The 26,642-nt window shown below is 32.8% G+C and carries 21 protein-coding genes; 11 read left to right on the plus strand and 10 right to left on the minus strand.

The features are described from left to right. Positions 1 to 290 precede the first annotated feature (290 nt). Positions 291 to 986 (plus strand): DUF547 domain-containing protein, encoded by a 696-nt coding sequence (locus LG649_RS07345; RefSeq protein WP_226542849.1) that lies wholly within the window; start codon positions 291 to 293, stop codon positions 984 to 986. A 90-nt stretch (positions 987 to 1,076) separates the two neighbouring features. Here LG649_RS07345 and LG649_RS07350 read toward each other — a convergent pair whose 3' ends face one another. The 6 genes from LG649_RS07350 to LG649_RS07375 all read right to left on the minus strand — a co-directional run bounded on the left by LG649_RS07350 (position 1,077) and on the right by LG649_RS07375 (position 9,031). Next, positions 1,077 to 1,601 carry a DUF2911 domain-containing protein gene (locus tag LG649_RS07350; protein WP_226542850.1) on the minus strand — a complete coding sequence of 175 codons (525 nt, stop codon included), beginning with the start codon at positions 1,599 to 1,601 and terminating at the stop codon, positions 1,077 to 1,079. 92 nt (positions 1,602 to 1,693) lie between these two features. Beyond that, positions 1,694 to 2,968, minus strand: coding sequence for a YCF48-related protein (locus LG649_RS07355; RefSeq protein WP_226542852.1), 1,275 nt, complete (start codon positions 2,966 to 2,968; stop codon positions 1,694 to 1,696). A gap of 45 nt (positions 2,969 to 3,013) precedes the next feature. Continuing rightward, on the minus strand, positions 3,014 to 3,805 hold the full coding sequence (locus tag LG649_RS07360; protein ID WP_226542854.1) for an aspartate dehydrogenase domain-containing protein: 792 nt from the start codon (positions 3,803 to 3,805) through the stop codon (positions 3,014 to 3,016). A gap of 212 nt (positions 3,806 to 4,017) precedes the next feature. After that, complete coding sequence (gatB/aspS, locus tag LG649_RS07365) at positions 4,018 to 7,362, minus strand: bifunctional amidotransferase subunit GatB/aspartate--tRNA ligase AspS (RefSeq protein ID WP_226542855.1); 3,345 nt, start codon at positions 7,360 to 7,362, stop codon at positions 4,018 to 4,020. Then, positions 7,362 to 8,762 (minus strand): amidase family protein, encoded by a 1,401-nt coding sequence (locus LG649_RS07370; RefSeq protein WP_226542856.1) that lies wholly within the window; start codon positions 8,760 to 8,762, stop codon positions 7,362 to 7,364. The genes gatB/aspS and LG649_RS07370 overlap by 1 nt, the downstream gene beginning before the upstream one ends. Before the next feature lie 2 nt (positions 8,763 to 8,764). After that, complete coding sequence (locus tag LG649_RS07375; protein ID WP_226542857.1) at positions 8,765 to 9,031, minus strand: Asp-tRNA(Asn)/Glu-tRNA(Gln) amidotransferase subunit GatC; 267 nt, start codon at positions 9,029 to 9,031, stop codon at positions 8,765 to 8,767. 608 nt (positions 9,032 to 9,639) lie between these two features. Between LG649_RS07375 and gyrB the strand changes: the two genes are divergently transcribed. Continuing rightward, a complete protein-coding gene (gyrB, locus tag LG649_RS07380) occupies positions 9,640 to 11,592 on the plus strand; it encodes a DNA topoisomerase (ATP-hydrolyzing) subunit B (RefSeq protein WP_226542858.1) in 1,953 nt (650 codons plus the stop codon). Between the two features lie 123 nt (positions 11,593 to 11,715). On the opposite strand, the gene LG649_RS07385 is transcribed toward gyrB, so the two are convergent. The 4 genes from LG649_RS07385 to LG649_RS07400 form a co-directional block, all read right to left on the minus strand. Then, a complete protein-coding gene (locus tag LG649_RS07385) occupies positions 11,716 to 12,180 on the minus strand; it encodes a hypothetical protein (protein WP_226542859.1) in 465 nt (154 codons plus the stop codon). Positions 12,181 to 12,275: 95 nt separating this feature from the next. Next, positions 12,276 to 12,866 (minus strand): porin family protein, encoded by a 591-nt coding sequence (locus tag LG649_RS07390; protein WP_226542860.1) that lies wholly within the window; start codon positions 12,864 to 12,866, stop codon positions 12,276 to 12,278. Positions 12,867 to 12,899: 33 nt separating this feature from the next. Continuing rightward, entirely contained in the window at positions 12,900 to 13,685 is a 786-nt protein-coding gene (locus tag LG649_RS07395; RefSeq protein WP_226542861.1) for a membrane metalloprotease, read from the minus strand. Between the two features lie 64 nt (positions 13,686 to 13,749). Beyond that, positions 13,750 to 14,808 carry a hypothetical protein gene (locus tag LG649_RS07400; RefSeq protein ID WP_226542862.1) on the minus strand — a complete coding sequence of 353 codons (1,059 nt, stop codon included), beginning with the start codon at positions 14,806 to 14,808 and terminating at the stop codon, positions 13,750 to 13,752. Positions 14,809 to 15,010: 202 nt separating this feature from the next. Here LG649_RS07400 and LG649_RS07405 point away from each other — a divergent pair, with 202 nt between their 5' ends. The 9 genes from LG649_RS07405 to LG649_RS07445 all read left to right on the plus strand — a co-directional run bounded on the left by LG649_RS07405 (position 15,011) and on the right by LG649_RS07445 (position 26,615). Next, the gene (locus LG649_RS07405; protein WP_226542863.1) at positions 15,011 to 15,532 is read left to right on the plus strand and encodes an RNA polymerase sigma factor; all 522 of its coding nucleotides are present in this window, start codon (positions 15,011 to 15,013) and stop codon (positions 15,530 to 15,532) included. A 68-nt stretch (positions 15,533 to 15,600) separates the two neighbouring features. Then, positions 15,601 to 16,515: a FecR family protein gene (locus LG649_RS07410; RefSeq protein WP_226542864.1), complete on the plus strand. Its 915-nt coding sequence runs from the start codon at positions 15,601 to 15,603 to the stop codon at positions 16,513 to 16,515. Continuing rightward, positions 16,502 to 19,051 (plus strand): TonB-dependent receptor, encoded by a 2,550-nt coding sequence (locus LG649_RS07415; protein ID WP_226542865.1) that lies wholly within the window; start codon positions 16,502 to 16,504, stop codon positions 19,049 to 19,051. The genes LG649_RS07410 and LG649_RS07415 overlap by 14 nt, the downstream gene beginning before the upstream one ends. A 105-nt stretch (positions 19,052 to 19,156) precedes the next feature. Next, positions 19,157 to 20,188 (plus strand): DUF6588 family protein, encoded by a 1,032-nt coding sequence (locus tag LG649_RS07420; protein ID WP_226542866.1) that lies wholly within the window; start codon positions 19,157 to 19,159, stop codon positions 20,186 to 20,188. Between the two features lie 177 nt (positions 20,189 to 20,365). Then, positions 20,366 to 21,292 (plus strand): malate dehydrogenase, encoded by a 927-nt coding sequence (locus LG649_RS07425; protein ID WP_226542867.1) that lies wholly within the window; start codon positions 20,366 to 20,368, stop codon positions 21,290 to 21,292. 75 nt (positions 21,293 to 21,367) lie between these two features. Then, positions 21,368 to 21,979: a hypothetical protein gene (locus tag LG649_RS07430; protein ID WP_226542868.1), complete on the plus strand. Its 612-nt coding sequence runs from the start codon at positions 21,368 to 21,370 to the stop codon at positions 21,977 to 21,979. A gap of 97 nt (positions 21,980 to 22,076) precedes the next feature. After that, positions 22,077 to 25,073, plus strand: coding sequence for a protein translocase subunit SecDF (gene secDF / locus LG649_RS07435; protein ID WP_226542869.1), 2,997 nt, complete (start codon positions 22,077 to 22,079; stop codon positions 25,071 to 25,073). Between the two features lie 230 nt (positions 25,074 to 25,303). Beyond that, positions 25,304 to 25,882 (plus strand): RNA polymerase sigma factor, encoded by a 579-nt coding sequence (locus tag LG649_RS07440; RefSeq protein ID WP_226542870.1) that lies wholly within the window; start codon positions 25,304 to 25,306, stop codon positions 25,880 to 25,882. Next, the gene (locus tag LG649_RS07445; RefSeq protein ID WP_226542871.1) at positions 25,869 to 26,615 is read left to right on the plus strand and encodes a hypothetical protein; all 747 of its coding nucleotides are present in this window, start codon (positions 25,869 to 25,871) and stop codon (positions 26,613 to 26,615) included. Before LG649_RS07440 ends, LG649_RS07445 begins: the two co-directional genes overlap by 14 nt. The last annotated feature ends 27 nt before the right edge of the window (positions 26,616 to 26,642 follow it).

Below are 26,642 nucleotides of genomic sequence, written 5' to 3' on the forward strand. Positions count from 1 at the left end.
GCAGTTTCATAAGTTTATTTTACTGAGGAAACAAATTTGTATAATTATTTAAAAGAAAGATTATTTCTTGAAAATCAAACATTTCAGGTCTTTAAAATGGAAGTAAAATATTACAAGTTTGATGTTTATTTCCTTAAAAACTGAAGGGTTATCTAATTTAACATAAAAAAAGTTGTTAAACATTTTTTTTTAAAAATACTATTTTATATTTGTCGCGTTAATTTTTTAACATTTGTGTCGAATTAATAAAAATTGACACTTAACCTATAATAACCCCAAATAGAAAATAAATGAAACATTTATACCTACTATTAATTCTTTTTAGTTTAAATGGAATCGCTCAAACTTTTGACTTTACTAAATACAACGATTTTTTAAAAGACCATGTGTCTAGTAAAGGAGTTGTAGATTACGATAAGGTTATAAAAAATATGGATGATTTAAATGCAATAACTAAAAGCTTTTCTAAAATCTCTCCAAATGCTAGTTGGTCTCAAAGCGAATATAAAGCTTTTTGGATTAATTTGTATAACGCTAATTTAGTGAAAATTCTTGCAGAAAATTATCCTATCAAGAGTATTACCTACATTGAAGATTATTTAAAAAAGGATAACGTAGAGTTTAACGGTACTAAAATATCTTTAGATTTTATTAAAGATGAAATTATTAGAAAAATTGAAGACCCTAGAGTTCATTTTGCTTTGTTTACCACAGCCATTTCTTCACCTATTTTAAGCAGAGAAGCTTATTCAATGGATAATGTTGAAGTAGAATTGAATTTTGCTACAATGAACTTTTTAAATGATGAGACAAAAAATAAAATAGGTCCAAAATACTGTAAGGTTTCTAAAATATTTTTTTGGTACATAAAAGACTTTGGTGGAGATAAGCAATCTGTAATAGAGTTTATTAAAAATTACAATAAGGAAATCACTATAAATAGTACTATTGATTATATGGATTATAACTGGAATTTATACCATTAATGTATATTGTTGGTAGTACCTCATAATAAAACACATAAAAAAAGCCTTGAATTTCAAGGCTTTTTTTATGTGTTTTATTATTATAAAATGTTAGTTAACTGGTACGGCTACACGTACTGTGTCCCAGGCTAAAAACATTTTTCCAGCATCAAAAGCAATAGAAAAAGCTTCAACCGATTCTCCTTTTTGTACAGGAGCTTTTACACGAACCACATCATTGGTGTCTTTATAATTATAAGCACCCCAAACATCAGTGTCATTACTTAAAATTACAGTCCACTCTTTGTCTCCAGGAATGGTGTATAACGAATAAGTTCCTGCTTTTACAGGCTTTCCTCCAAAATTAACATCTTTATAAAACTTAATTTCTGCAGCTTCGTTGGCTCCAGTTCTCCAAACTTTTCCCTTAGGGGCTAATTTGTCTAAGCTTCTACCTTTTAATTGCGGACGGCTGTAAATTACTTTTGCCGTTGGTGTTTCATTACGGCTTGCTCTTAAATAAGCAATGTCTAGTGGACTAGCATCTAATTTAGAGAATTTTTGAGCAAAAGTATTTGTGCTCAAAAGTAAAACGAAAGCAAATGCAATACTTGCTATTAGAGTTGATTTTTTCATTTTTATTTTTTTAAATTTACTTAAAGTAAAAGTAAGTGTAATTAATCTTAAAGTAATTATAAATAATTAAAGCTAGTGTTAAAGTTTAAAAATTAATTTTTCAAAATTTTATAAGATACCCTACCGTTATTATTATGAAAATTTAAAATATAAAGCCCACTATTGAGGTGTGATACATCAAAATTATAAGATTTTTTATTAGCATTTATAATTTTATCTCTTGTTAGTTGCTCAATAAATTTACCGTTTGCATCATAAAGCTCTATTAGTAAATTATCATTGGAAATAAATTCAATTTCAATCTCTAAAATGTTGTAGACAGGGTTGTTTTTTAAAGATACATTAAGGTTAAATTTTTCAGAAGAATCTAATGTAGTATTGCTTAAGGTGGTTTCGTCTAATTTGTATAGTGTTGTGCCGCTAGCATAAGCTAAGCTAGAGTTTAAAATAATAATTCGGTTTAAATTACTACCAATACCTGTGTCTGTCCATGTTTGTCCACCATCATTAGTTTCATGTATTCTTGTGTTATGGCCACTCATCCAGCCTCGTGTTTCAGAAATAAATCCAACGGCTTGTATATTGGTTTCTGGAGCATCGTACATTTGCCAGGTTATGCCACCATCTTCAGATTTTATTAATTTACCAGGATGTGGCGACACAGATGATATTGAACCAAACATTATATTAGGATTGTTAGTTAATATTTGTAATTTCCATAGATATTCACCTTGAATTCCTGAATTAAATATTTCGGTCCAAGTTACGCCACCATCTGTGGTTTTTAACAGAGTAGCTCCTTGAGCATTTCGTCCAGCAACAAAGCCTGTAGTTTCTGTTAAAAATTTTATTTCAACTAAGGCATTAGCATGAGCAGACATATCTGTAGTAACCCAGGTGTTACCACTATCTGTGGATTTTATAATTTGGGCCGGGGTAAAGTATGCTCCGCAACCGTATATTGTAGATGTTCCAATGGTTTCTAAACCACAAATAGCAGGTGGGTTGGGTGTTATGTTGTCTATAATATTCCACGTATTTCCACCATCTTCAGTTTTTAGTAATGTACTATTTAGTGTACCAACAAAACCAATATTTTCATTTAAAAACTCAACATTTCTAAAATAGTAATCACCTCCTAAATCACTTTCTGATAATTGTTGTGTCCAACTAGCCCCACCATCAGTTGTTTTATAAATGGCGGCGTAGTATCCGTTTGCAGCCCACCCTAAATTATTATTGAGAAAAAAAATATCATCAAAACGTTGCCCGTTTGGGTTAGATATTGCATCTGGAAGTGCTTCCCACGAAAGTTGAGCATGGGTTATATTATAGGTTAATAGCATTAAAATTAGAATATTTTTCATGTACAAGAATTAGGTTTTTTGCAAAGTGGTTTTGGCTGCTTAATATTAATTAATTTTTACATTAGAATGCATATTTCTAAGTATACTAACTACACTTTTTACGGCCAAAAAACTGGTTTTTGGATTACTTGGACTTGGTTTGTTTTCTGTACGTGTGTATATTTTTCCAAAATCGCCTTCGCACGTAATCTCATGCATATTGCTAGTTGCATTTGGGTCGGCAACAATATTTATGGTTAAATCTTCACATTTTGATGCAAAATAAATACTTGCAGCAACATTAATGTTTTTTGGGAACATACTTATGGCTTCATCTACCTTGCCCTTCCAAACAGTTTCGGCTGATGTAATTGATGATAAATCTATGTTTGAGCTATCAAAAAATGGAGCGCCTTCTAAGCTTTTTGGGTGTTTGGTTGTTTTAATATTTATTGCTTTAATTTCATCATTTACAGCTTTTATAGCATCTAAACCGGCAATGGCACCAACCGGTAATATTATTTCGCAATATTTTAATGTGTTTAAAGCAGCCTTGTTTTGGTAAAGACCACCAGTGCTAATTACAATTAATTTTTTGCCAATTTTATCTAATTCATCAAATTTGAGTAGTTGTGTAACTACATCTTTGTTTGCACATTCAATGATAATGTCGGTGTCTTCTATTAAATCTGAAGTAATTTCTTTTCTAAAATCAATTGGCTGGTCTTTCAAATTAAATTCTGGGTCGTTAACTTCTTTTCTTGCAACAACATATCTTAATTGAAAATTAGAATCGTTCATAATCCATTTTCCGAGATATTTTCCAATATTTCCAAAGCCTATTATGGTTACTTTCACAGGGATAATTTTAATGTTCAGGTTTTAATTTTTTTAAAGATATAATAAAATTTTAAAAAAGATTTTTAAAAATGAGTAAGAGCAGACGAAGAGGTTAAATAATTAAGTTTTTTTATGTTTTAATTAAAATGAAGATTTGTGTTTCTGTTTATTTTGAAAATAAAAACCCTAACCAAAAGCCAGGGTTTTTATAGAAAATATTTAGACTATTTTTATTTGTTTCTCATCACTTTAACGTTCATTTCTTCTACTTTTTTATCAGAAAGTAAGGAAGGTGCTCCAAATAGTAAATCGTCGCTAGTACCAGTTTTAGGGAAAGCCATAACCTCGCGAATAGAGGTTTTCTTTTCTAAAATCATCATCAATCTATCCACACCCCAAGCAATGCCACCATGTGGTGGCGCACCGTAATGGAATGCTTTGTACATGGTGCCAACGCTTTTAAGCATTTCATCTTTGTTGTAGCCCATGTTTTTGTAAGTAGCCTCTAAAATTTCAGGTTTATGCGCACGTACCGAGCCGCCACCAATTTCGTAACCGTTAAGTATTAAATCGTATTGCTGTGCGATAATGCTTCCTATTTCTTCTTCCTTGCCATTCATGTGTTTTTCTATGTCGTAAACAGCTGGCATCGAGAATGGGTTGTGGGTAAACGTCCAACGACCTTCATCGGTTTTTTCAAACATTGGGAAATCAATTACCCAAGCAGGTCGTAATTCTTTAGGGTTAATTAATTTTAACATGCTTCCTAATTCTTGACGAACAGCGTCTAAAGCCTTGTTTGCTGTAGCATAATCGGCGGCAGAGAAAAATACGATATCGCCAACTTGTGCATTTGTTGTTTCAATAATTTTGCTAGCAATGTCTTCACCTAAAAATTTAATAATAGGCGATTGTAAGTCGTTTTCGTTTACAATAATATAAGCTAAACCACCTAAACCATATTGTTGGGCAAGCGTGGTAAGTTTTTCTATTTGTCCTTTAGATAAGCGTTTTTTACCTTGCTCTTTAGCCGATACTTTTATGCATTTAACAATACCGCCATCTTCAATAGGTTTACTAAATACCTGGAAAGTCGTGTCTTTTACAATATCTGTAATGTCTTGCAGTTTTAAGCCAAAGCGTAAATCTGGACGGTCGCAACCGTAAAAATCCATAGCTTCTTTATAGGTTAACACTTCAAACGGACGTAAAATCCATTTTTTACCATAAATTTTGCTAACAATAGTGTTAAACATTTTAGTGTTTAAATCTATTATTTGTTGCATGCTAGCGTAGGCCATTTCAATATCCAATTGCGTGAATTCTGGTTGGCGGTCTCCACGAGAATCTTCGTCTCTAAAACAACGTGCTAACTGGAAATACTTTTCGTAGCCGCTAACCATTAGCATTTGCTTAAATTGCTGTGGTGCTTGTGGTAAAGTATAAAATGCACCGGCTTGTTTACGAGAAGGCACAATAAATTCACGGGCGCCTTCATCGGTTCCGGCACTTAAAATTGGCGTTTCAATTTCTAAGAAATCTTCATCGTCTAAAATGTCGCGCATTAATTTTATAACCTTGTGGCGATTAACAATTGTGCGACGTACATCGTTATTTCTGTGATCTAAATATTTGTATTGAAAACGTACGTTTTCGTTAGTTTTTGTAGCGCGTTTTATTTCGAAAGGCAAGGTTCTAGATAGGTTTAAAATATCTAAATCGCTGGCTTCTAATTCAATTTTACCGGTACGTAAACTTGGGTTGTAATCGTCTTCCTTACGTTGTACAATTTTACCAGAAACTGTAATTACAGATTCGGGTTTTAATTTAACAAGTTCGTCTAAATTTGCAAACGACTCCCGACTTAAGCGCACTTGGAAAATTTCGGTGCTCGAATCGCGTAAATCGATAAACATTAACTCACCATGATCGCGCACACTAGAAACCCAGCCAGAAAAAGTAACTTCTGCGTTAATGTTGTCTTCGTTAATATCGGTGATTAAATGTGTACGATATTCATCTTTTATAACAAGCGGAATTTCTGGAAGAATTTCTTCTTGTTGTTTACTAGTTTTATTAGCTTCGACTGCGCTCAGCTTGACATTACTTGTGCTTCCGTCTTCGGTCTCCGTGCTTCCGTCACCGGCTAACTGCTTTAAAATACCTTCGCGAATTACTTTACCCGAAGCGCCTTTACCAATAATGCCAATAACTTTACCAACTAAAATACCTGCTTTTCCTTGGTTTCCGGCTTTAATATCGGTTGCAATAGCTTCGTTTTCGCTTATAACTTTGGCAATAGCATCTTGTATTTTTTCTTCGGAAATGGTATTCGCTTCAAAATAAGATTTGTAATCGAATTTCGGATCATCTAACAACGATTGTATCGCGTTTTGAGCTAAAACTGGAGTTACTTTTTCAGCTTTAAACAAACTGAAAATAGTAATGAAATCTTGAATATTTTCAATTTTAATATAATCTTCGGCCTTTACATTATTGGTTAATGTTTTTGCAACAAACGATGGATCTTGTAATGCGTTATTTATAGCTACAAAAGTTTCAGAACGTAAACTATCGGCTGTAAAAAACTTAGCATCTTGCGGTAAAACGCCGCCGCCAATTAAAATAGATTCAACAGCAAAAGGTAAAGCGCTTAAATCGACATCAATGCTCTCGATAACCGATTTTATGTTTACAAAAGGTAAATCGGGCTCCGAAATAAATCGGTAATCGGCCTCGAATTCCTTTTTACGCATGGTTTTAGTTTGCTTTAAATCGGCATCAAAAAGCACGGTGGTTTGGTCTGGCCTAAACGCATTGTTTTCAATAAAATAATTAAGTTGTTTTTCAACTTCTTCTTTTAAAGCATCAACCATAAACTTAAACGAGTTTAAGTTTTTTATTTCGGTACGAGGGTTTAAATCGTTGCTGTTTTTTTTACGAAGTGAAACAGAAACATCCGATTTAAATTCACCTTTTTCTAAGTTAGCTTCAGAAATTTTTAGATTTTGAACAATACGTTGAATGTATTGCGCGTAAGTTGAAGCATCTTCGATATGGCGAATACATGGGTCGGTAACAATTTCAATTAGCGGTACGCCGGCTTTATTAAAATCGACTAGCGATACCTTTTTTTCGTGCATTAATTTTGCGGCATCTTCCTCGATATGTACTTGCGTTAAACTTACGGTAAATTGGCTACCGTCGTTACGAAAACACGATACTTTTCCGTCTGGAATTACCGGGTTGTGATACTGCGTAATTTGTATGTTTTTTGGGTTGTCTGGGTATTCGTAATGTTTTCTGTCCCAAGAAATAACTTCGTTTTTAAACGATGATTCTACAGCTTTTCCAAAATAAATGGCCTTAGTAACAGCGTCTTTGTTTATTGCTGGTAAAACACCCATTTGTCCTGTACAAACCGAACAAATATTTTGGTTTGGTGTTTCAATTTCTTGGTTCGGACAAGAACAAAATAACTTTGTTTTTGTATTTAAACGTACGTGAGTTTCTAAACCTATAACAAGTTCTAGCTCGTGTTTATCTAACAGTTGGTTTAATTGTTCTAGCTCCATTATATCGTGTCTTTTAAGAAGTTAGCAAACTTCAAAACAAGTTCGTCGTTTTGTTTGGCGGCTGTAATTTGTAAGCCGGTTTCTGTGCCTTGTGGCACGGTTAAAGTTGGTAATTGCCCAAGGCTAAAACCAACGGTGTAAGCATCGCTTAAATACATGGCGTGCGGATCTTTTAAACTATCGCCAATTTTAGGCGGTGTATTTGGTGTAACTGGTGAAAGTATAATGTCTACTTTCTTAAAATCGTCTTCAAAGTTGTTTGCAATGGCATCGCGAAGTGCTAAGCCTTTTAAATAAATAGCATCCGAAAACCCTTGAGAAAGTACTTGGTTGCCACCAACAATTCTGCGTTTTGTTTCTTCAGAAAAATTTTCCGATCGTGTTACAGCGTAAGTTTCTTTTAAATTTTCTGCTTCAATACGGTTGCCATAGTTGGTGCCATCTAAACGCGATAGGTTAGAGGCTGTTTCGGCCATGGCTAAGGTGTAGTATGTAGATACTAAAGTATTCGATTCGAAGAAATCTAAAGTTTTTACCTCGATGCCTTTGGCTTTTATTTTTTCTATAGCTGAAAGAAAATCGGCTTTAATTTCAGGTGAAATCGCATCACTTTCAATAAAGTTTTTAAAATATCCTACTGATTTTATGTCTTCGGAAGTTTTTATAGTGTCTGCATCAATTTCCGCGGAAGCGTAAGTGGTTTGATCTTTAACATCCTTTCCGCTCATAACGTTAAGCACAATGCGGATATCTTCAACCGATTTTGCAATTGGCCCAACACAATCTGTAGACGATGCGTAGGCCATAATGCCGTAGCGAGAAATGCGCCCATAAGTTGGTTTTAGTCCATAAATATTGTTGTAACCAGCGGGTTGACGAATTGAACCACCGGTATCGCCACCTATAGAAAATACGGTATAATCTTTAGCAACATTTACAGCAGAACCACCACTAGAACCACCGCCAACAAGTTCAGGGTTTACAGCATTTTTTACAGCACCAAAAATGGTGTTTTCGCTAGACGAACCATGGCCAAAACTATCGCAGTTTTCTTTAACTAAAGGAATAGCTCCGGCATCTAACAATTTTTGAATGGCTGTTGCAGTGTAAGCCGATTTGTAATTTTTTAGCAAATTAGAACTTGCCGTTGTGGTTGTACCTTGCACCATGTAAACATCTTTAATGCCAAACGGGATGCCTTCTAAAAGGCCAATGTTTTCGCCGTTGGCAATTTTTTTGTCTACTTTTGCAGCCAATTTTAAGGCTTTATCGCTTAGCAAACTGTTTACAGTATTGAGAGTGTTTTGGCTTAAAAGCTCCAATTTTTCTTGAACCAAATCGGTGCAAGTTATTTCTTTGTTTACCAGTTGTTGGTGTATTTTTAGTATTTGTGAGCTCATTTTTATTCTTCTATAACTTTAGAAACTACTAAATAACCGTTTTTTTCTTTTGGGAAATTTTCAATGATGATTTGCTTTTCTAAGGCAGAACTTTCTATAACAACATCGTCGCGTAAATCTTGAAGCGAAACACTGTTTTTGTTTAAGTTGATGGATGCTTCGCTGTTTATTTCAGCATTTTTAATGTCATCAAACAATTTGTTAACAGCCTCACTCGGTTTTGCACCTTTAATGCTCGATAAAATATCAACCGTCATTAATTTACTCATGGTAATTCTTTTAGTATTAAAAAAAGCCCTCCGTAACCGGAAGGCTTATATATATTTAAACAATAACCTTCCAAACCCTAAAAAATAGGATTGTTGAAATTATTATTGTTGTTATTGTTTTTCATTAATTTTTAATTGCCTCAAAGATATGGAGAAATAAGCGATTAAGCATGGTATTTATAAATGAAATAACAGATATTGCGAAATTAACAGAAATAGGTTTTATTCTTAATGTCTTTTTATTAATTATGTAATATTGATAAATAGCTCTTTGTTATTTGGTGTTAATTTGAAACTTTTAACTTACGTTGTAAGAATAATATTTATTAGTTAATTTTAATATAAGCAGTTTAAGCTAGTTTTGGTAATTTTACGGTTTTTATTAATAAAGAAAATAATCTAAAACTCTATTTAAGCTTGTTTTTAGTTGTTTTAAGAGGTTTTTGTTATAATTAACAATTGTTGATAAATTTCTTGTAGTGTCGATAAAAAGCTTTTTAAAAGGGCTTTTATTTTGTATATTTGGTTGCCTTACGAAGATGCTAAAATTGCATCTTTTTTTGTCTAAGAATAAATTTAACCCAAACGAATTAAGATAAAATAACAAAATGAGCGAAGAAGCAAAAGACGAGCAGAAAAAAGGACAGTACTCTGCTGATAGTATTCAGGCTTTAGAGGGAATGGAGCACGTACGTATGCGTCCATCGATGTATATTGGAGATGTCGGTGTACGTGGTTTGCATCATTTAGTTTACGAAGTTGTAGATAACTCTATTGATGAAGCTTTAGCTGGACATTGTAATAACATAACAGTAATTATAAACGAAGATAACTCTATTACCACAGAAGATGATGGTCGTGGTATTCCTGTAGGCTTACATAAAAAAGAAGGTGTATCTGCTTTACAGGTTGTAATGACTAAAATTGGAGCAGGAGGAAAGTTCGATAAAGATTCTTACAAGGTTTCTGGTGGATTGCACGGTGTAGGTGTAAGTTGTGTAAATGCATTATCCATGCATTTAAAAGCAACTGTACATCGTGAAGGTAAAATATGGGAACAAGAATACGAAAGAGGTAAAACACTATATCCAGTAAAAACGGTTGGTGAGTCTGATAAAACAGGAACCATTGTTACGTTTAAACCAGACCCTGAAATTTTTCAGCAAACACTAGAATATAGTTACGATACTTTAGCAAGTCGTTTGCGCGAGTTGGCGTATCTTAACAAAGGAATTACTATTCATTTAATAGATAAAAGATCTACTAAAGAAGATGGTGAGTTTGAAGGAGAAACATTTCATTCTGAAGAAGGCTTAAAGGAATTTATTAAGTTTTTAGATGGTAACCGAGAGCCTTTAATGAAAGATGTGATTGCTTTCGAAGGTGAAAAAAATGGCGTACCTGTTGAGGTTGCTATGGTTTACAATACATCGTATGCCGAAAATTTACACTCCTATGTAAATAATATTAATACTCATGAAGGAGGTACTCACTTATCTGGTTTCCGTCGTGGTTTAACTCACACTTTAAAAAAGTATGCCGATGAATCTGGTATGTTAGATAAGTTAAAGTTCGATATTGCAGGTGACGATTTTCGTGAAGGTTTAACCGCAATTGTATCGGTAAAAGTTGCCGAACCACAATTTGAAGGACAAACAAAAACAAAATTAGGTAACCGTGAAGTATCTGCTTCTGTAAGTCAAGCGGTTTCCGAAATGCTTACCGATTATTTAGAAGAGCATCCAGACGATGCTAAAACCATTGTGCAAAAAGTAATTCTTGCTGCACAAGCGCGTCATGCAGCCCAAAAGGCTCGCGAAATGGTGCAGCGTAAAACGGTAATGAGTATTGGTGGTTTACCTGGTAAATTAAGTGACTGTTCAGAACAAGATCCTGCAAAATGCGAAGTATTCCTTGTAGAGGGAGATTCGGCAGGTGGAACAGCGAAGCAAGGTAGAGATAGAAACTTTCAGGCTATTTTACCATTAAGAGGAAAAATTCTTAATGTTGAAAAAGCAATGCAACATAAAGTGTTTGAAAATGAAGAAATAAAAAACATTTTTACAGCACTTGGTGTAACTATTGGAACCGAAGAGGATAGTAAAGCGCTTAACCTTTCAAAATTACGTTATCATAAAATTGTAATTATGTGTGATGCCGATATTGATGGTTCGCATATTGCTACTTTAATATTAACGTTCTTCTTCCGTTATATGAAAGAATTAATTGAAGCAGGACACGTTTACATTGCAACACCACCACTTTACTTAGTTAAAAAAGGAGCTAAAAAGCGTTATGCTTGGAATGATGACGAGCGTGACTCTATTTCTGAAGAATTTGGTGGTAGCGTTAACATACAACGATACAAAGGTCTTGGTGAAATGAATGCGGGACAATTATGGGATACTACAATGGATCCTGAGTTTAGAACGCTTCGCCAAGTGAATATAGATAACGGCACAGAAGCCGACAGAATATTCTCTATGCTTATGGGCGACGAGGTTCCACCTCGTAGAGAATTTATTGAGAAAAATGCTGTTTACGCTAATATTGACGCGTAAATATCATTTTCTTAAGTTTATTTGAGTGTTTTTAAATTAAAAAGAGACTATCTTATTTCAAGATAGTCTCTTTTGTTGTAAACCAATATTAAAAATGAAAATTTGGGGAAAACATTTAATATTTTAAAATAAACCAACACTTATTCGTGGTGTAGAAACTCTTGAGCTAATGCCAATGGTGCTTCTACGTGGTTGGTTGTAATAATAACTATCGTATCTGTAGTAATAATATGTTGCGTGATGGTAATAATGTTCGCTATGATGACAATGGTTATCGCAATGCTCATAATGTTCTGCGTAAGCTGCTTTTTTACCTTTCATGTATGCTCGATAGGCTTTTTTATCTCGCTTCTTTAGGTCTTTTTCGTAAGCTTCTTGTTTTTCCCAAAATGTTTCTTCTTCATCATTGCTTGAGGCTTTAAATTCTTGTTCGAATTTGGCATCTTGGGCTGCGCGCTGTGTGTAATAATCTTGTTTAGAAATTGTAGTTTCGCTTGCAACTTCTGTTGTAGCTTCTGTTTCTTGTGCAGTTAAACTTGTTGTTATAACAAGGGTTAAAATGCTTACTAATGATTTTATAACTTTCATAATTTGTAATTTTAAAGTTTAAAAATTGCCGTTTTAGTGGCCTTCATTAGTAAGACACCTTAAAGTTTTTTTACCCTACGCTTTTTTTTAAAATTTTATAAATCGAAAGCTAATGTAAATTGCCAACCTCTATTTTTAGGGTTGTTTTCTTCGTAAATACTTCCCATACCTAAATGGTAGCGAACGCCTAAGCTTACACCACTGTTGGTTTTAAAACCACCGCCAAAATTAAAGCCCCAGTCGAAGCTTTCTGGCTCAAATTCTTGTGATGTATCAAAAACATTAAAACTGCTATCAAATTCTTCTTTGTGCGAAACAGCATAACCTGCTTGTGGACCGACCTCTAAGAAAAAGTTGTTGTCTGGATAAATTTTAAGCATTAAAGGTACATTTATATAGTCTAGTTTTTGAGTAAAAGTACCACTACTGTCTTTGATCTCGTAACCTTGTTGCGAATATTGAATTTCTATTTGTAAAGCAGCACCTTGAGTAATAAAAGATTCTGCGTAAATACCAGCGTTAAAGCCGTGACGTTGTCCAGTTTCGGAATCGCCATCAAAACTTACGGCAGCAAGATTGTAACCACCTTTTAAGCCAAAATTACTTTCAGGTATATCGTTGTCTTGAGCGTTAGTATTAAATATAAAGGCAAAGGTTAGTAAAATACTTAATATAATTGTTTTCATTTTTTATATAAATTTAGGGTTGATATTATAAAATTATTTACCGCCATTAGCTTGTAAATCGGCAATACACTGCGAATCTAACTCTGGTACAGTGTTCATATTTGTCATGTTTGAAACTCTTACTGATGATTCTGTAGACCAATACATTAAGCAGCTCTCAACATCACAATGGTTTGGGTGGTCTTCGTCTTCATGATCGCTTTGTAAGGGCGAACCCAAATCGGTTAATCCGAAAATATGTCCGAATTCATGGTTAATTACAGTAGCTTCTAAAAACCAAGTGTCTGGTTGAAAAGCACCACCACTTAAATCTTGCACAGTTTCTTCAAAAATAACAAAAGATGTGTTCCAATAAGCAGCACCAAGAACCACAGTATTGTCTTCTTCTGAGTCGGCATCAGAGCTTCCATCAGAAAAATAGGCCCATACGGCTATTTCGTTTTCAGTATTGTAATATTTTCGGTTTTCACGCTCTATTTGGGCTATATCTTCAACGCTATAAACATCTTGACCTTGTGAGTCTATAGATCGTTTTTCTATTGTTATACCATCGGGTTTATTGATTCTGCTTTCTAAAAATGAAACAAAGTTGTTAATACCATCATCGGTTGGCTCGAAACCGTCAACATAAACAATTTCTACAATTAAGCTTTTAAATGCGTTATCTGATAGTAAGTCGTTTGCTGAACTTCCTGTTGCTTGCCTATTTGTAGCTACGTTTACGCTTGTTGTTTCGTTGTTGTTATTTGTAGAATCATCACTTTCACAAGAAAATAACACTGTTAACACTAACAAGGCAAGAACTATTTTATGTTTCATTTTTATTTTATTTAAAATGCAGCTACTTAATAAAAGTAGCTGCTGAATTATATTTAGTTAAGTCTTAAATTTCTTCTAAAACTAACGTTACAGCTGCATTAGTTGTGCTTTGTAATGCAATTGAACTTTCTGAAAAACTTGTTACTTCCCAAGTATGGTTTAACAACTCGAAAGAAGCGTTTGCCGAAAATGTTAAGTTTAAATATACTTCTGTGCTTGATGTTACTTCATAAGTTCCTTCAATATCAGCGATTAATGTGTTAACTGTGTTTTCTGCAGTACAAGATAAATCGTTACTAAAATCTATTGTGTATTCAATATAATCGTTTGCTTTATCGATACCTGTTTCTATAAACGATTCAACTTTAAACGTAGTATCTACTAAAATATTTTCTAAGGTTTCAGCGTTTTCTTCAGCTTCATCTTCAATGTCTTCATTTTCTAAACAATCTGAAATACTAGATTGTAAATCGGCATCGCTAGAAATTTCAATAACGGTATCGCTATCGCCATTTAAAGTTGCAGTAATTGGGTAGTTTACAGCAAAGAATTCATCTTCATTAATGTTACTCATGTAAGTATAAAGTTCTTGTTCAGATTCTAGAACTACACTTCCAGTTTGTTCAATGTTTACATTGTAAGTTAAAAGCGTAACAGGAAAATCGATGTTTATACAAGAAATGGCATCTTCTGCGTTTTCTTCGGCTGTTTCACAAGCATCAATTATAGCATCATATTCCGTTTGGTTTGTTACAACAACCTCGGTATAGTTACTTAATTTTACTGATAATGGAAATTGAAGCTCGATGCTGTCGTCGTCTGCAATAAATTCACCTAAAATATTTAGTACTAAACTGTAATCGGACTCGCTAACTAAAGTTACTTGAGTGTCATTTATTGTTGCGGTGAATGGGAATAATATTGAAGAACATGATACGCCATCAATAAAATCATCAAAACTACCATCGTACATCGATGAACGTTCTAGGTTACTAGCAGTTGGAGAGGTTGATGAGTTTGTGTTTGGGTTATCTCCGTTTTCAACATCAATTTCATCTTGACATGATGTAAGGGTAAAAATTGAGGTTAAAATAATTAAAGTTAAAAATTTTAAATTTTTCATGATTGTCTTTTTTTGGGTTTTTAAAATTATCTTTTTCATAGCAATTTTGCTGTTTCTGTATTTAAGACAATTACAATTAAAATTACCCTACCATTTTTTTTGAAAAAAAAGTAAAAATTTTGTTTTGTTATTGGTTTTTAGGTGTTTATGTAATAAAGTTTTTTGTCATATTTTTGCGAGGTCGTTAATTTATTAAAAATTTATGAGCAACCCTAAGTCTAATTTATGCGAGGAGACGCAATTTAATACCTTTTATATAGAACATATACAATCGGTAAATAATTTTGCTTTTTATAAATGTGGCGATAAGGCAGCTGCGTTAGATTATGTACAAGATGCATTTTCTAAAATATGGGAAAACTGTTCTAAAATTGAATTTACTAAAGCCAAAACATACCTGTTTACAACCGTTAATAATTTGTTTTTAAACACGATTAGGCATCAAAAAGTGGTGTTTAATTACGCGAAAGCGGCGCCATACCAGGATATCACAAATCAAAATCCGGAGTATTTATTAGAGGAAGAAGAGTTTAAAACAAAACTAGAGCGGGTTATATCTAATTTAACACCCGAGCAGCGCGAAGTTTTTTTACTTAATAGAATTGAAGAAAAAAAATACCGAGAAATAGCAGAATTATTAAATATATCGCAAAAAACAGTTGAAAAACGAATGTCTGCGGCATTAAAAATTTTGAGGCAGAATTTGGATGGTGCTTCTTTTTAAAATTAATTACAAAATACTGTAGGGTAAACAATTATTAGAGTGTCTAAAAAGATGAAAGCCTTAAAAAGATGAATAAAGAACAAGACATATTAAAATGGTTTGAAGGCGAAATTTCTACAGCCGATATAAAAAAACGATATCCAAATGAAGATTTTTCGGTTTTAGAAAAAGCAGGGTTTTATGCTAAACAAATTGAAGCACCAAAAGTTGATGCCCAAGCAGCTTTAGCCGATTTTAAAACGAGAAGTTTTAAAAAGGATGCCCCAAAAGTAATACCATTACAGATAAAACAATTTTTAAGAGTTGCTGCTATTTTAGTTGTGCTTTTAACATCGTCTTATTTCTTGTTTTTTAACAATACCAAAAGTATTAACACCGAAATTGCCGAAACAAAAACATTTAATTTACCCGATGAAAGCGAGGTGGTTTTAAATGCAAAATCAACACTCGATTACAATAAAAAAACTTGGAAAACCGAACGTAATTTAAATTTAAGTGGTGAAGCCTATTTTAAAGTAACCAAAGGACAAAAATTTACCGTAAAAACAGAGGCAGGAAATGTACAGGTTTTAGGTACGCAATTTAATGTAAAACAACGTGCTAATTATTTTGAGGTTACTTGTTACGAAGGTTCTGTAAGTGTAACTTCAAGTCAAAATAAAGTAGTTTTAAAACCTGGAGAAACGTTTAGAATTGTTGATAACAAAGTAGTTACTGTGGCTAATGCAAATGAAAATGCGCCGTCGTGGTTGCGGCAAGAATCTAGTTTTAAAAATGTACCGCTTTGGCAAGTAGTTAACGAGCTAGAGAATCAATATAATATTAATGTTTCTACAAATAGCATAAACGCAAACGCGTTGTTTTCTGGAAGTTTTACACACAACAACTTAAATATTGCATTGCAATCGGTAACTATTCCGTTAAAGCTTAGTTATAAAATAAACGATAATAACGTGGAGTTTTATAATTATGAAGCTAAATAAAGAGTGTTTTAATATTGTTCTTATTATTAGTTTGCTTTCTTTTAATGCTTTTGCACAAGAAAGACTGCCACTTATAAGGGTGTTAAATCAACTTGAAGAAAATTTTGATGTTAAGTTTTCGTATTCTGAAAACGATATTGATGCTGTTTTTGTTGAAAAACCAAATTCTGAAGCTTCATTGCAAAGTATTATTGATGGTTTAAATGATGAGACACTGCTCAATTTTCAAATTCTTGATGAACGCTACATTACAATTTCTTCAATAAATAAAACCATAAATATTTGTGGTATTGTACTTTCTGAAACAGATAGTTTTCCATTAATGGGAGCAACAGTTCAGGTTGTAAATACTCAACAAGGAGTGATAACAAATTCTAATGGAGATTTTAAGTTAAAAGATGTTCCTGTGAATTCAACAGTCAAAATTTCATATTTAGGTTTTGAAACTGTTCAAATAAAAGCTATCGATTTACGTAAAACAAATCAATCAGTTTGCTCCAATATTGTATTAGCTGAAAAAACAGAAGCGCTTAACAAAATATTAATCTCGAAATTTTTAACCACTGGTTTACAAAAACGAGTAGATGGTAGCACGGTGTTAAATACCGAAAAATTTGGTACACTTCCTGGTTTAACAGAACCAGATGTTTTGCAGTCTATACAGGCGCTTCCAGGAGTTGAAAGTGTTAACGAAAGTATTGCGAATATAAATGTTCGTGGCGGTACCAACGACCAAAATCTTATGATTTGGGATGGTATTAAAATGTACCATTCAGGACACTTTTTTGGATTAATTTCGGCTTATAATCCTTATTTAATCGAGAAAGTTGAGGTTACTAAAAACGGAACGTCTAGCGAGTTTAGCGATGGTGTGTCGAGCACCATAAATATGTTTACCAAAAATATTATAGATGAAACTGTTTCTGGAGGTTTTGGTGCAAATTTATTGCATGCCGATGGGTATTTGCAAATTCCGTTAAACAAAAAATTAGCCGTTCATGTATCTGGTCGTCGTTCATTTACCGATGCTTTTAGTTCGCCAACTTATAATCAATATTTCGAAAAAAGTTTTCAAGATAGCGAGTTAACTACTAATAGTGAAAACATAAGTGATGCTCAGCAATCTTCAGATTTTTTATTTTACGATTATTCGGGGAAAATATTACTCGATGTTAATGAAAAACATAAGCTTAGAGCAAATGTTATTGGTATTTATAATAATCTGGATTACACCGAAAGTTTCGAAAATTCAGACGGAGAAACCGAATCGAAAACAAGTAATTTAAAACAAGAAAATTTAGGTTTTGGTGGTAGCTGGAATGCTGATTGGACGAATCGTTTTTCAACCGAAATTTCAGGGTTTTATTCAAAATATAATGTAGAAGCTTTAAATTATCGTGTTGAAACCGACCAAAGTTTAAATCAAGCCAACGAAGTTTTAGAAACTGGAATAAAATTGAAAAGCGGGCTTAAAATAAATGAGAACTTAAATGTTTTGGCGGGTTATGCGTTTAACGAAATAGGTGTATTGTATAAAACGACTGTTAGTGCGCCATCTTACGATAGAATTACCAAAGATGTATTGTTAAATCATGCGGCTTTTACCGAAATAGAGTATAATAAAAAAAACACGTATCTGCGATTAGGGGTTCGTGGTAATTATTTTCAGAAATTTAATAGCTTTCTAGTAGAGCCAAGATTAAACCTAAGGCAAAAAATATCAAACCAGTTTGCATTAAAGCTTCAAGGCGAGTTTAAAAATCAAACAACAAAACAAAAAATAGATTTTCAAGATGATTTTTTAGGAGTTGAAAACAGGCGATGGACACTTGCCAACGAACAACTTATAAAAATATCTAAAAGTAAACAGGTTTCATTGGGTTTCGAGTTTAATAAAAGTAATTGGCTGTTCGATGTTGAAAGCTTTTATAAAATAGTAGATGGTATTACGGCATCTAACCAAGGGTTTTACAATAATTTTCAATACGCAAACGCAAACGGAAATTATAAAGCCAGAGGTTTGGAGTTTTTGGTTAATAAAACAGCAACAAAATATAGCACCTGGCTGAGTTATACATTTAGTAAGAATGATTATGAATTTAAAACGATAACGCCATCGGTATTTCCTAATAATTTAGATATTCGACATTCTGTGTCTTTGGCCTTCAATTATAATATTTTAAAAAACTTAGAAGCATCTGTTGGAGGCATCTGGCGTTCTGGTCAACCTTACACACAACCTGTGCAAGGAAATGAAACTGTTCAGGATGGAAACACTACAGTTGTAAATTATGATGCGCCAAATCAGGAAAATGTAGACGATTATTTTAGGTTAGATGCATCCCTTAATTCAAATTTTAATATCTCAAAAACATTAAAAGGGAATTTTCGCATAGGAATTTTAAATGTTTTTGATAAAAAAAATATTGTAAATCGATATTTTGAGTTAAACCCTGAAAACAGCGATGAAACCTTATGTGTTGATAATCAGTCATTAGGCTTAACGCCTAATTTAAGCCTTAGAATAACCTTTTAAAAGATCAAATTCCACATTAAATTATCGTTAAAAAGCATTTTTTTCCGATAAAAGGTTGTTTTTTATCTTTTTTTGATATATGTTTGTACCACAAATCTATTATAAATGAAAAAAATATCACTTTTAATTCTATTATGCTTAACAGTTTCATTATCAGTAGCTCAGGATATAGATGGGCTTTTGGTTGCAGGAACAGATAATGCTCAGCGTTTCGCAGACGATTATTTAAAGCCAGCAACTAATGGTTTAATGCATAGTATGAATGCGAATTGGTTTAATACTGCCGATGCAAAACCATTGGGAGGATTTGAGATTTCTTTAGTAACAAACGCTGTTATAGTTAAAGATGATCAACAGTCTTTTTTAATGAATATAGAAGATTACAATAGTGCAGACCAAGATTTTACAATTGATTTTGAAGATGGTGTAAATTCTAAATATGTAGCTTCTGCTCTTGGTGAGAATGAATCGGATGTGAATATTATTATTACCTATGAAGACCCAATTTTTGGTGAGCAAGAAGAAACAATAACATTACCTTCTGGTATTGGTGATGCAACAGCAAACTTATTGCCTACAGCTTTTATTCAAGGCGCAGTGGGGTTAAGTCATGGAATTGAGCTAAAAGGTAGGTTTGTGCCAAAATATGAAAACGATGATGTTTCTATAAATATGTATGGTGCTGGTTTACAAATGGAATTTACCAAATGGTTACCAGCAGATAAATTATTACCAGTAGCTATTTCAGGTTTGGTTGCTTACACACACTTAAATGGTTCTTACGATATTACAGACTCATCTGGTGTAAATGGAGATAACCAAAAAATTGAAAACGAAACCAATACATGGTTGTTTCAGTTAATTGGTTCAACAAAGTTACCTGTTATTAATTTTTATGGTGGTTTAGGTTATATAAAAGGAAAATCTAACTCCGATCTATTAGGAACATATACTATAAATAGTGGCCCATTTTTTTCCGAAACCATTGAAGATCCATTTTCTGTATCAAGCGACATAGCTTCGGTTAGAGGAACAGTTGGTTTTAAATTAAAATTAGGATTTTTTAGATTAAACGGTGAATATCACCTATCAGAATATAACGCCTTTGCCTTAGGTATTAACTTTGGCTTTAGGTAAGATCTAGTTTTTTCATTATGAAATGATTATTTATTTTTTAGTTAGTTTTATTTAGTTTTCCAGAAAGTGCAAGATTTAATCTTGCACTTTTTTTATAAACAGGGTTTAAATTCGTAAATTGCCTCACTTGATTTTAAGTAATAAACTAATTAATAATAAATTTAAACAAACTAAAAAATGAAAGTAACAGTTGTTGGTGCTGGAGCAGTAGGTGCTAGTTGTGCAGAATATATTGCCATTAAAGATTTTGCCTCAGAAGTTGTATTGTTAGATATTAAAGAAGGTTTTGCAGAAGGTAAAGCTATGGATTTAATGCAAACAGCTTCGTTAAATGGTTTCGATACTAAAATTACAGGAGTAACAAACGATTATAGCAAAACTGCAGATAGTGATATTTGTGTAATTACATCGGGTATTCCTCGTAAACCAGGAATGACGCGTGAAGAGTTAATTGGTATTAACGCAGGTATTGTAAAATCGGTTGCAACAAGTTTATTAGAGCATTCACCAAACATGATTCTTATTGTGGTTAGTAACCCAATGGATACTATGACGTATTTAGCTCATAAATCTTTAGATATGCCAAAGCATAAAATTATTGGTATGGGTGGAGCTTTAGATTCTGCACGTTTTAAATACAGATTAGCTGAAGCTATGGAAGCTCCTATTAGCGATATAGATGGTATGGTAATTGGTGGGCATAGCGATAAAGGTATGGTTCCATTAACAAGTCATGCAACAAGAAACAGTATTAAAGTTTCAGAATTTTTAAGCGAAGAACGTTTAGAGCAAGTTGCGGCAGATACTAAAGTTGGTGGTGCAACTTTAACTAAATTGTTAGGAACTTCTGCTTGGTATGCTCCTGGAGCTGCAGTAAGTGGTTTAGTTCAAGCTATTGCTTGCGACCAAAAGAAAATGTTCCCTTGTTCTACTTACTTAGAAGGAGAATACGGATTAAGCGATATTTGTATTGGTGTGCCTGTAATTTTAGGTAAAAATGGAATTGAAAAAATTGTTGACATTCCATTAAGTGATGCCGAAAAAGCACATATGCAAGAAAGTGCTGAAGGTGTTAAGAAAACCAATGGTTTATTAGATGTGTAACATTTAAATTAACACATTTTTATATATTTAATAAAGACTGTAGAAATACAGTCTTTATTTTTTTATATTTGCCAGATGTTTAAAAAACACTACATAAGTATATTAGTTGTTGTGCTCTCTATTTTGGGTATGGTTTCGCAAAAGCAAACCATTGTGCCAAATCAAGAGATAGTTTTACAATTTACAAATGTTAGTGTTGAAACTGCAGAGGTTGCAAATATTGTTTTATCTGTAAAAGATAAGCTTCAAGAGTTGGGAGCAACTCAAGTTAAAGTAACTAAAGATGCTCAAGGTACGTTAAGAATTGCATATTACACGGCTTCAAATGTATCTAGCATAAAAGAAAAATTATCTTCAGAAGGAGATTTAATTATAGATTTCAAAAAAACTTCAAATACAAATTCGTTACCAGAAAATAACGAAGATATTGCTTGTAACTTTGATGTTTATGAAATACAAAAATCAAACGGAGATAATTGGGATTTAAATGGTGTAAACGTTTCAAATACAGATTTTAAAAGCGACCATTTTTTTAACCCAAATGTTATATTCTCAAACGCTTCAATATTAAATGAAGCGAATTCAATTTCCAAAGAAAAATTACAAGCTAGTAAATATATTACATTAGCGGTAATACACTACCCATATAAAATTCCAGAAGTTCGGGCAGGACCATTTTGGGTTTAGTTCTTCAAAACAAATAAGCTTTCATCAATTAAAAAGCTAGAAAACTTAATCACAATTAAATTTAAAGTTCCACGAAAGTGGTATAACAAACAAAAACATGCAAAATAAAGGACTAGTAAAGTTATTTGCTATTTTATTTGGTTTGGTAAGTATTTACCAGTTGTCTTTCACATTTAAGGCAAATCAAATTGAAAAAGAAGCCGAAGAAATAGCAATCAATAAAATTTCGGAAACTGAAGACAACTATCGCGAAAAGCGTAGCCAAGAAGAAGCAAATTATTTACAAGAAATTGCTACAGATACTGTTTTTAACCTTGGTATCGCAAAGTTTACTTATAACGAAGTAAAATCTAAAGCCATGAATTTAGGTTTAGACCTAAAAGGTGGTATTAACGTTATTCTTCAAGTTAGTGTAAAAGATATTTTAAAAGGACTATCTAATAATACAAAAGATCCTGTTTTTAATAAAGCCTTAGAAGATGCTACTGAGCTTCAAAAAAATAGTCAGAACACCTATTTAGAAGATTTCTTTATTGCTTTTGATGCTATAAAAGGCGATACAAAGTTAGCATCTCCAGATATTTTTTACACCAAACAATTAGATGGAGAAATAGATGGTAGCATGAGTGATGATGAGGTAAAAAGCATCATCGAAACTAAAATAGATGAGTCAATCGTTTCAGCTTTTGAAGTATTACGTAAGCGTATTGATGAGTTTGGAGTAACCTCTCCAAACATTCAACGTTTAGGGAACTCTGGAAGAATTTTAGTTGAATTACCAGGTGTAAAAGATGTAGAAAGAGCAACAACTTTATTACAAAGTACAGCTCAATTAGAATTTTGGGATGCTTATAAAGGAGAACAATTCTATCAATTTATAGATCAAGCCAACGGTGTTTTACAAGATATTGTTGAAGGTGAAACCGAAGTTGCTGAAGTTGAACCACAGGACGAAGAAGATGCTACAGATGCTCAAATTGATGATTTATTAGGTGATGCAGAAACAGATTCTACTGCTGTAGCAACTCAAAACAATCCTTTAGGAGATTTAATTAAAGGTTTAGGATACCCTGGAGGTCCAATTATTGCTCAATTTTCTATTAAAGATAAAGATAAAGTTCTTGATTACTTGAACATGCCCGAAGTACGCTCGTTACTTCCTGCAGAAAAGCGTTACACTAAATTTGCTTTTGGTAAGCCAGAAGCTGGTAGCGAAATAGTAGGGTTATATGCTTTAGCTGGTAACCGTGAAAATGTACCACAATTAAGTGGCGCAGTAGTTGTAGATGCTCGTAACGAGTTTGGTGCAACAGGTAAACCAGAAGTTTCTATGCAAATGAATGCAAAGGGGGCTAAAATCTGGGAAGAAATGACAGGTAATGCTTATGCTAATCAAAGTCAAATTGCCATTGTATTAGATAATGTTGTGTATTCTGCACCAGGTGTAACTACAGGACCAATTGCAGGAGGAAACTCATCAATATCAGGAAGCTTTACATTAAACGAAGCGATAGATTTAGCAAACGTTTTGCGTGCTGGTAAATTACCAGCTTCTGCAGATATTATTCAAAGTGAAGTTGTCGGGCCATCTTTAGGGCAAGAAGCTATAGATAGTGGTACAACGTCATTCCTAATTGCTTTAGCATTAGTATTAATTTGGATGATTTTTTACTATGGAAAAGCTGGTGGTTTTGCAGATATAGCAATGTTATTAAACATTCTGTTAATTTTCGGAATCTTATCTGGAATAGGTGCTGTATTAACTTTACCTGGTATTGCTGGTATTGTTTTAACCATTGGTATGTCGGTTGATGCGAACGTACTTATTTTTGAACGTATTCGAGAAGAATTAACCAAAGGAAAAGGACAAAAAGAAGCTATTCAAGACGGATTTAGTAATGCATTATCTTCAATTTTAGATGCTAACATTACTACTGGTTTAACAGCTTTAATTTTATTTGTATTTGGTACAGGTCCAATTAAAGGTTTTGCAACTACATTATTAATTGGTATTGGTACATCATTATTCACAGCAATCTTTATTACACGTTTATTAATAGATTGGTATGCAAACAAAGGCGGTAAATTAGAGTTTGCTACGGGTATTACTAAAAACTTATTTAGAAATATAAATATTGAATTTTTAAAGAAACGTAAAATTGCATTTATAGCTTCAGGAGCTTTTATTATTGTAAGTTTAGGTGCTTTATTTACAAATGGTTTAGATCAAGGTGTAGATTTTGTTGGAGGAAGAACTTACCAAGTACGTTTTTCTCAAGATGTAAGCGCTTCAGAAATTACAAATTTATTATCGCAACCAGATGTTTTTGGTAGTGCAGATGCTAAAACTTTTGGTGATGCTAATCAATTAAAAATTACAACAAAATATAAAGTAAACGAAACTGGAGCAGAGGTAGACGAAGCTTTAAGAAAAACACTTTATACTAATTTACAACCATACTTAAATGGTGTTTCTTACGAAGATTTTATTAATGAATCGACCGAAAAATCGGTAGGATTAATGAAGTATTACAAAGTAAGCCCAACTATTGCCGATGATATTAAACAAGCATCATTCTGGGCAATTTTAGGTTCTTTAATTGTAGTATTCCTATATATTTTATTCCGTTTTAAAAAGTGGCAATATTCATTAGGAGCAGTAGTTGCTGTATTCCACGATGTTTTAATTGTACTTGGTGTATTCTCGTTAACATACAAGTTTATGCCATTTAGTATGGAAATAGATCAGTCGTTTATAGCAGCAATTTTAACGGTAATAGGTTATTCGTTAAACGATACCGTGGTTGTGTTTGATAGAATTCGTGAATTCTTTAACGAGCATACAAACTGGAAGTTCGAAAAAGTTGTAAACTCATCGTTAAGCAGTACATTAAGCAGAACTTTAAATACATCGCTTACTACTTTAGTGGTGTTATTAGCAATCTTTATTTTTGGAGGAGATTCTATTAGAGGATTTATGTTTGCATTAATTGTTGGTGTTATTGTTGGTACATATTCATCATTATTTATTGCAACGCCAATAATGTACGATACGGTTCAAAAACTAGAAGATAAAAAGAAGAAAAAAGAATAATTTATTTTTCTTTATAAGAGAAAGCCCGTCATGAAAATGATGGGCTTTTTTTATGGAGTTATATTTGTTTGTTCGAGTGATTCTGAGGTACGAGGAATTGTATCGAGAACCAATCAATCTTCAAGCTCTTATTTCCTCATTTAAAATAAATAATGATTAAATTCAAAAAAAAAATTAAGTACCAAGCAACCTTTTTAAAAAAAATAGCGTCTGTATAAATAGAAAGCGAAATGAAACCTTTTTTGAAAGTTATACAATTACATAAAAACGAAAATCAGCTTATTAAGGGAGCGATTAAAAATAATCGTGAGGCACAGCATGTTTTGTTTGAATTGTATGCGCCAAAAATGTTAAGCGTTTGTCGTTATTATGTAAAAGATTTACAGCATGCCGAAAGTGTTATGCTCGACGGATTTTTTAAAGTGTTCACCAATTTATCAAACTTTAAAAACCAAGGTAGTTTTGAAGGATGGATTCGTAAAATAATGATTAGGCAAGCCATTTCTTTTTTAAGACAGCAAAAAAAGGTAGAATTTTCGGTTGATGATATGGGAATTCATGATAATTCCGAAAATAATATAAATACAAATATAGAAGTCAGTCAAATTCAAGAATTAATTGACGAATTGCCAGAAGGTTACAAAATAGTATTTATAATGTATGCCATTGAAGGGTATAAGCATCAAGAAATAGCAGAGTTATTAAATATTTCGTTGGGCACTTCAAAATCGCAATTATTTAAAGCACGAAAAATGCTTCAAGACAAAATTTTAAAAATTAATAATACTACAAGTTATGGCGCCATATAAATATGAAGAGGAGTTTAAAAACAAGCTAGAAAAGCGCAGTTTACAGCCATCGGTTAATGCTTGGGAAAAGCTTTCAAATCGTTTAGAGAAAGAAGAAAAACAAACCAATAAAAAACTGTATTGGTGGTTGGGTGTTGCCGCTAGTTTGGTAGGTGTAGCATTAATAACAACTCAGTTTTTTAATACAGGAACAGGAGTTAAAATTGATGATGAAACAATAGAAATTGTAACACAGCAAGAAGAATTACAGCTCGAAAAAATAGATGATGAAGTTATTGTGGATAATGACAATAAAGAGGAACCAGTAAATAAAAAATACGTAAAAAAAGCACAGAAAGTTAAAAAGCTAAAGCCAGCTATTTTAACTAAAGTGACAAATACAGCTGTCGCGAAAGTGGATTCTATTGATGAAATAAAAACAATAACACCAATACAACCGAAGGCATTATTAAGTTTTGAAGAACAAAAAATACAAACAGTTGTAGCTCAAATAAAAATATTAAATGAGTCCCAACAAGTTACAGAAGCCGATATTGATGCGCTTTTAAAACAAGCACAACGAGATATACAATTAAGTAAATTAATAAATAGCGAAACTGGTGTTGTAGATGCTAATAGTTTGCTTCAAGACGTTGAAGCAGAATTAGATCAAACGTTTAGAATGCGTGTTTTTGAGGCTATAAAAGATAGTTACGTTACGGTAAAAACTGCAGTTGCCCAACGTAACGAATAAATTTAAGCGAAAGCGAAAATTATAATT

Origin of the sequence: Neotamlana laminarinivorans (assembly GCF_020523925.1) — a bacterium.
GTDB classification, from domain to species: Bacteria; Bacteroidota; Bacteroidia; order Flavobacteriales; family Flavobacteriaceae; genus Neotamlana; species Neotamlana laminarinivorans.

What these genes read in the sequence shown, in the direction of transcription:
- LG649_RS07405 (WP_226542863.1), top strand. Translation starts at nt 15,011, where the DNA reads ATGAGCAACCCTAAGTCTAATTTATGCGAGGAGACGCAATTTAATACC.
- LG649_RS07350 (WP_226542850.1), bottom strand. Translation starts at nt 1,601, where the DNA reads ATGAAAAAATCAACTCTAATAGCAAGTATTGCATTTGCTTTCGTTTTA.
- secDF (WP_226542869.1), top strand. Translation starts at nt 22,077, where the DNA reads ATGCAAAATAAAGGACTAGTAAAGTTATTTGCTATTTTATTTGGTTTG.
- LG649_RS07345 (WP_226542849.1), top strand. Translation starts at nt 291, where the DNA reads ATGAAACATTTATACCTACTATTAATTCTTTTTAGTTTAAATGGAATC.
- LG649_RS07385 (WP_226542859.1), bottom strand. Translation starts at nt 12,180, where the DNA reads ATGAAAGTTATAAAATCATTAGTAAGCATTTTAACCCTTGTTATAACA.
- LG649_RS07410 (WP_226542864.1), top strand. Translation starts at nt 15,601, where the DNA reads ATGAATAAAGAACAAGACATATTAAAATGGTTTGAAGGCGAAATTTCT.
- LG649_RS07440 (WP_226542870.1), top strand. Translation starts at nt 25,304, where the DNA reads ATGAAACCTTTTTTGAAAGTTATACAATTACATAAAAACGAAAATCAG.
- gyrB (WP_226542858.1), top strand. Translation starts at nt 9,640, where the DNA reads ATGAGCGAAGAAGCAAAAGACGAGCAGAAAAAAGGACAGTACTCTGCT.
- LG649_RS07415 (WP_226542865.1), top strand. Translation starts at nt 16,502, where the DNA reads ATGAAGCTAAATAAAGAGTGTTTTAATATTGTTCTTATTATTAGTTTG.
- LG649_RS07445 (WP_226542871.1), top strand. Translation starts at nt 25,869, where the DNA reads ATGGCGCCATATAAATATGAAGAGGAGTTTAAAAACAAGCTAGAAAAG.
- LG649_RS07375 (WP_226542857.1), bottom strand. Translation starts at nt 9,031, where the DNA reads ATGAGTAAATTAATGACGGTTGATATTTTATCGAGCATTAAAGGTGCA.
- LG649_RS07430 (WP_226542868.1), top strand. Translation starts at nt 21,368, where the DNA reads ATGTTTAAAAAACACTACATAAGTATATTAGTTGTTGTGCTCTCTATT.
- LG649_RS07400 (WP_226542862.1), bottom strand. Translation starts at nt 14,808, where the DNA reads ATGAAAAATTTAAAATTTTTAACTTTAATTATTTTAACCTCAATTTTT.
- LG649_RS07420 (WP_226542866.1), top strand. Translation starts at nt 19,157, where the DNA reads ATGAAAAAAATATCACTTTTAATTCTATTATGCTTAACAGTTTCATTA.
- LG649_RS07370 (WP_226542856.1), bottom strand. Translation starts at nt 8,762, where the DNA reads ATGAGCTCACAAATACTAAAAATACACCAACAACTGGTAAACAAAGAA.
- LG649_RS07395 (WP_226542861.1), bottom strand. Translation starts at nt 13,685, where the DNA reads ATGAAACATAAAATAGTTCTTGCCTTGTTAGTGTTAACAGTGTTATTT.
- LG649_RS07425 (WP_226542867.1), top strand. Translation starts at nt 20,366, where the DNA reads ATGAAAGTAACAGTTGTTGGTGCTGGAGCAGTAGGTGCTAGTTGTGCA.
- LG649_RS07390 (WP_226542860.1), bottom strand. Translation starts at nt 12,866, where the DNA reads ATGAAAACAATTATATTAAGTATTTTACTAACCTTTGCCTTTATATTT.
- gatB/aspS (WP_226542855.1), bottom strand. Translation starts at nt 7,362, where the DNA reads ATGGAGCTAGAACAATTAAACCAACTGTTAGATAAACACGAGCTAGAA.
- LG649_RS07355 (WP_226542852.1), bottom strand. Translation starts at nt 2,968, where the DNA reads ATGAAAAATATTCTAATTTTAATGCTATTAACCTATAATATAACCCAT.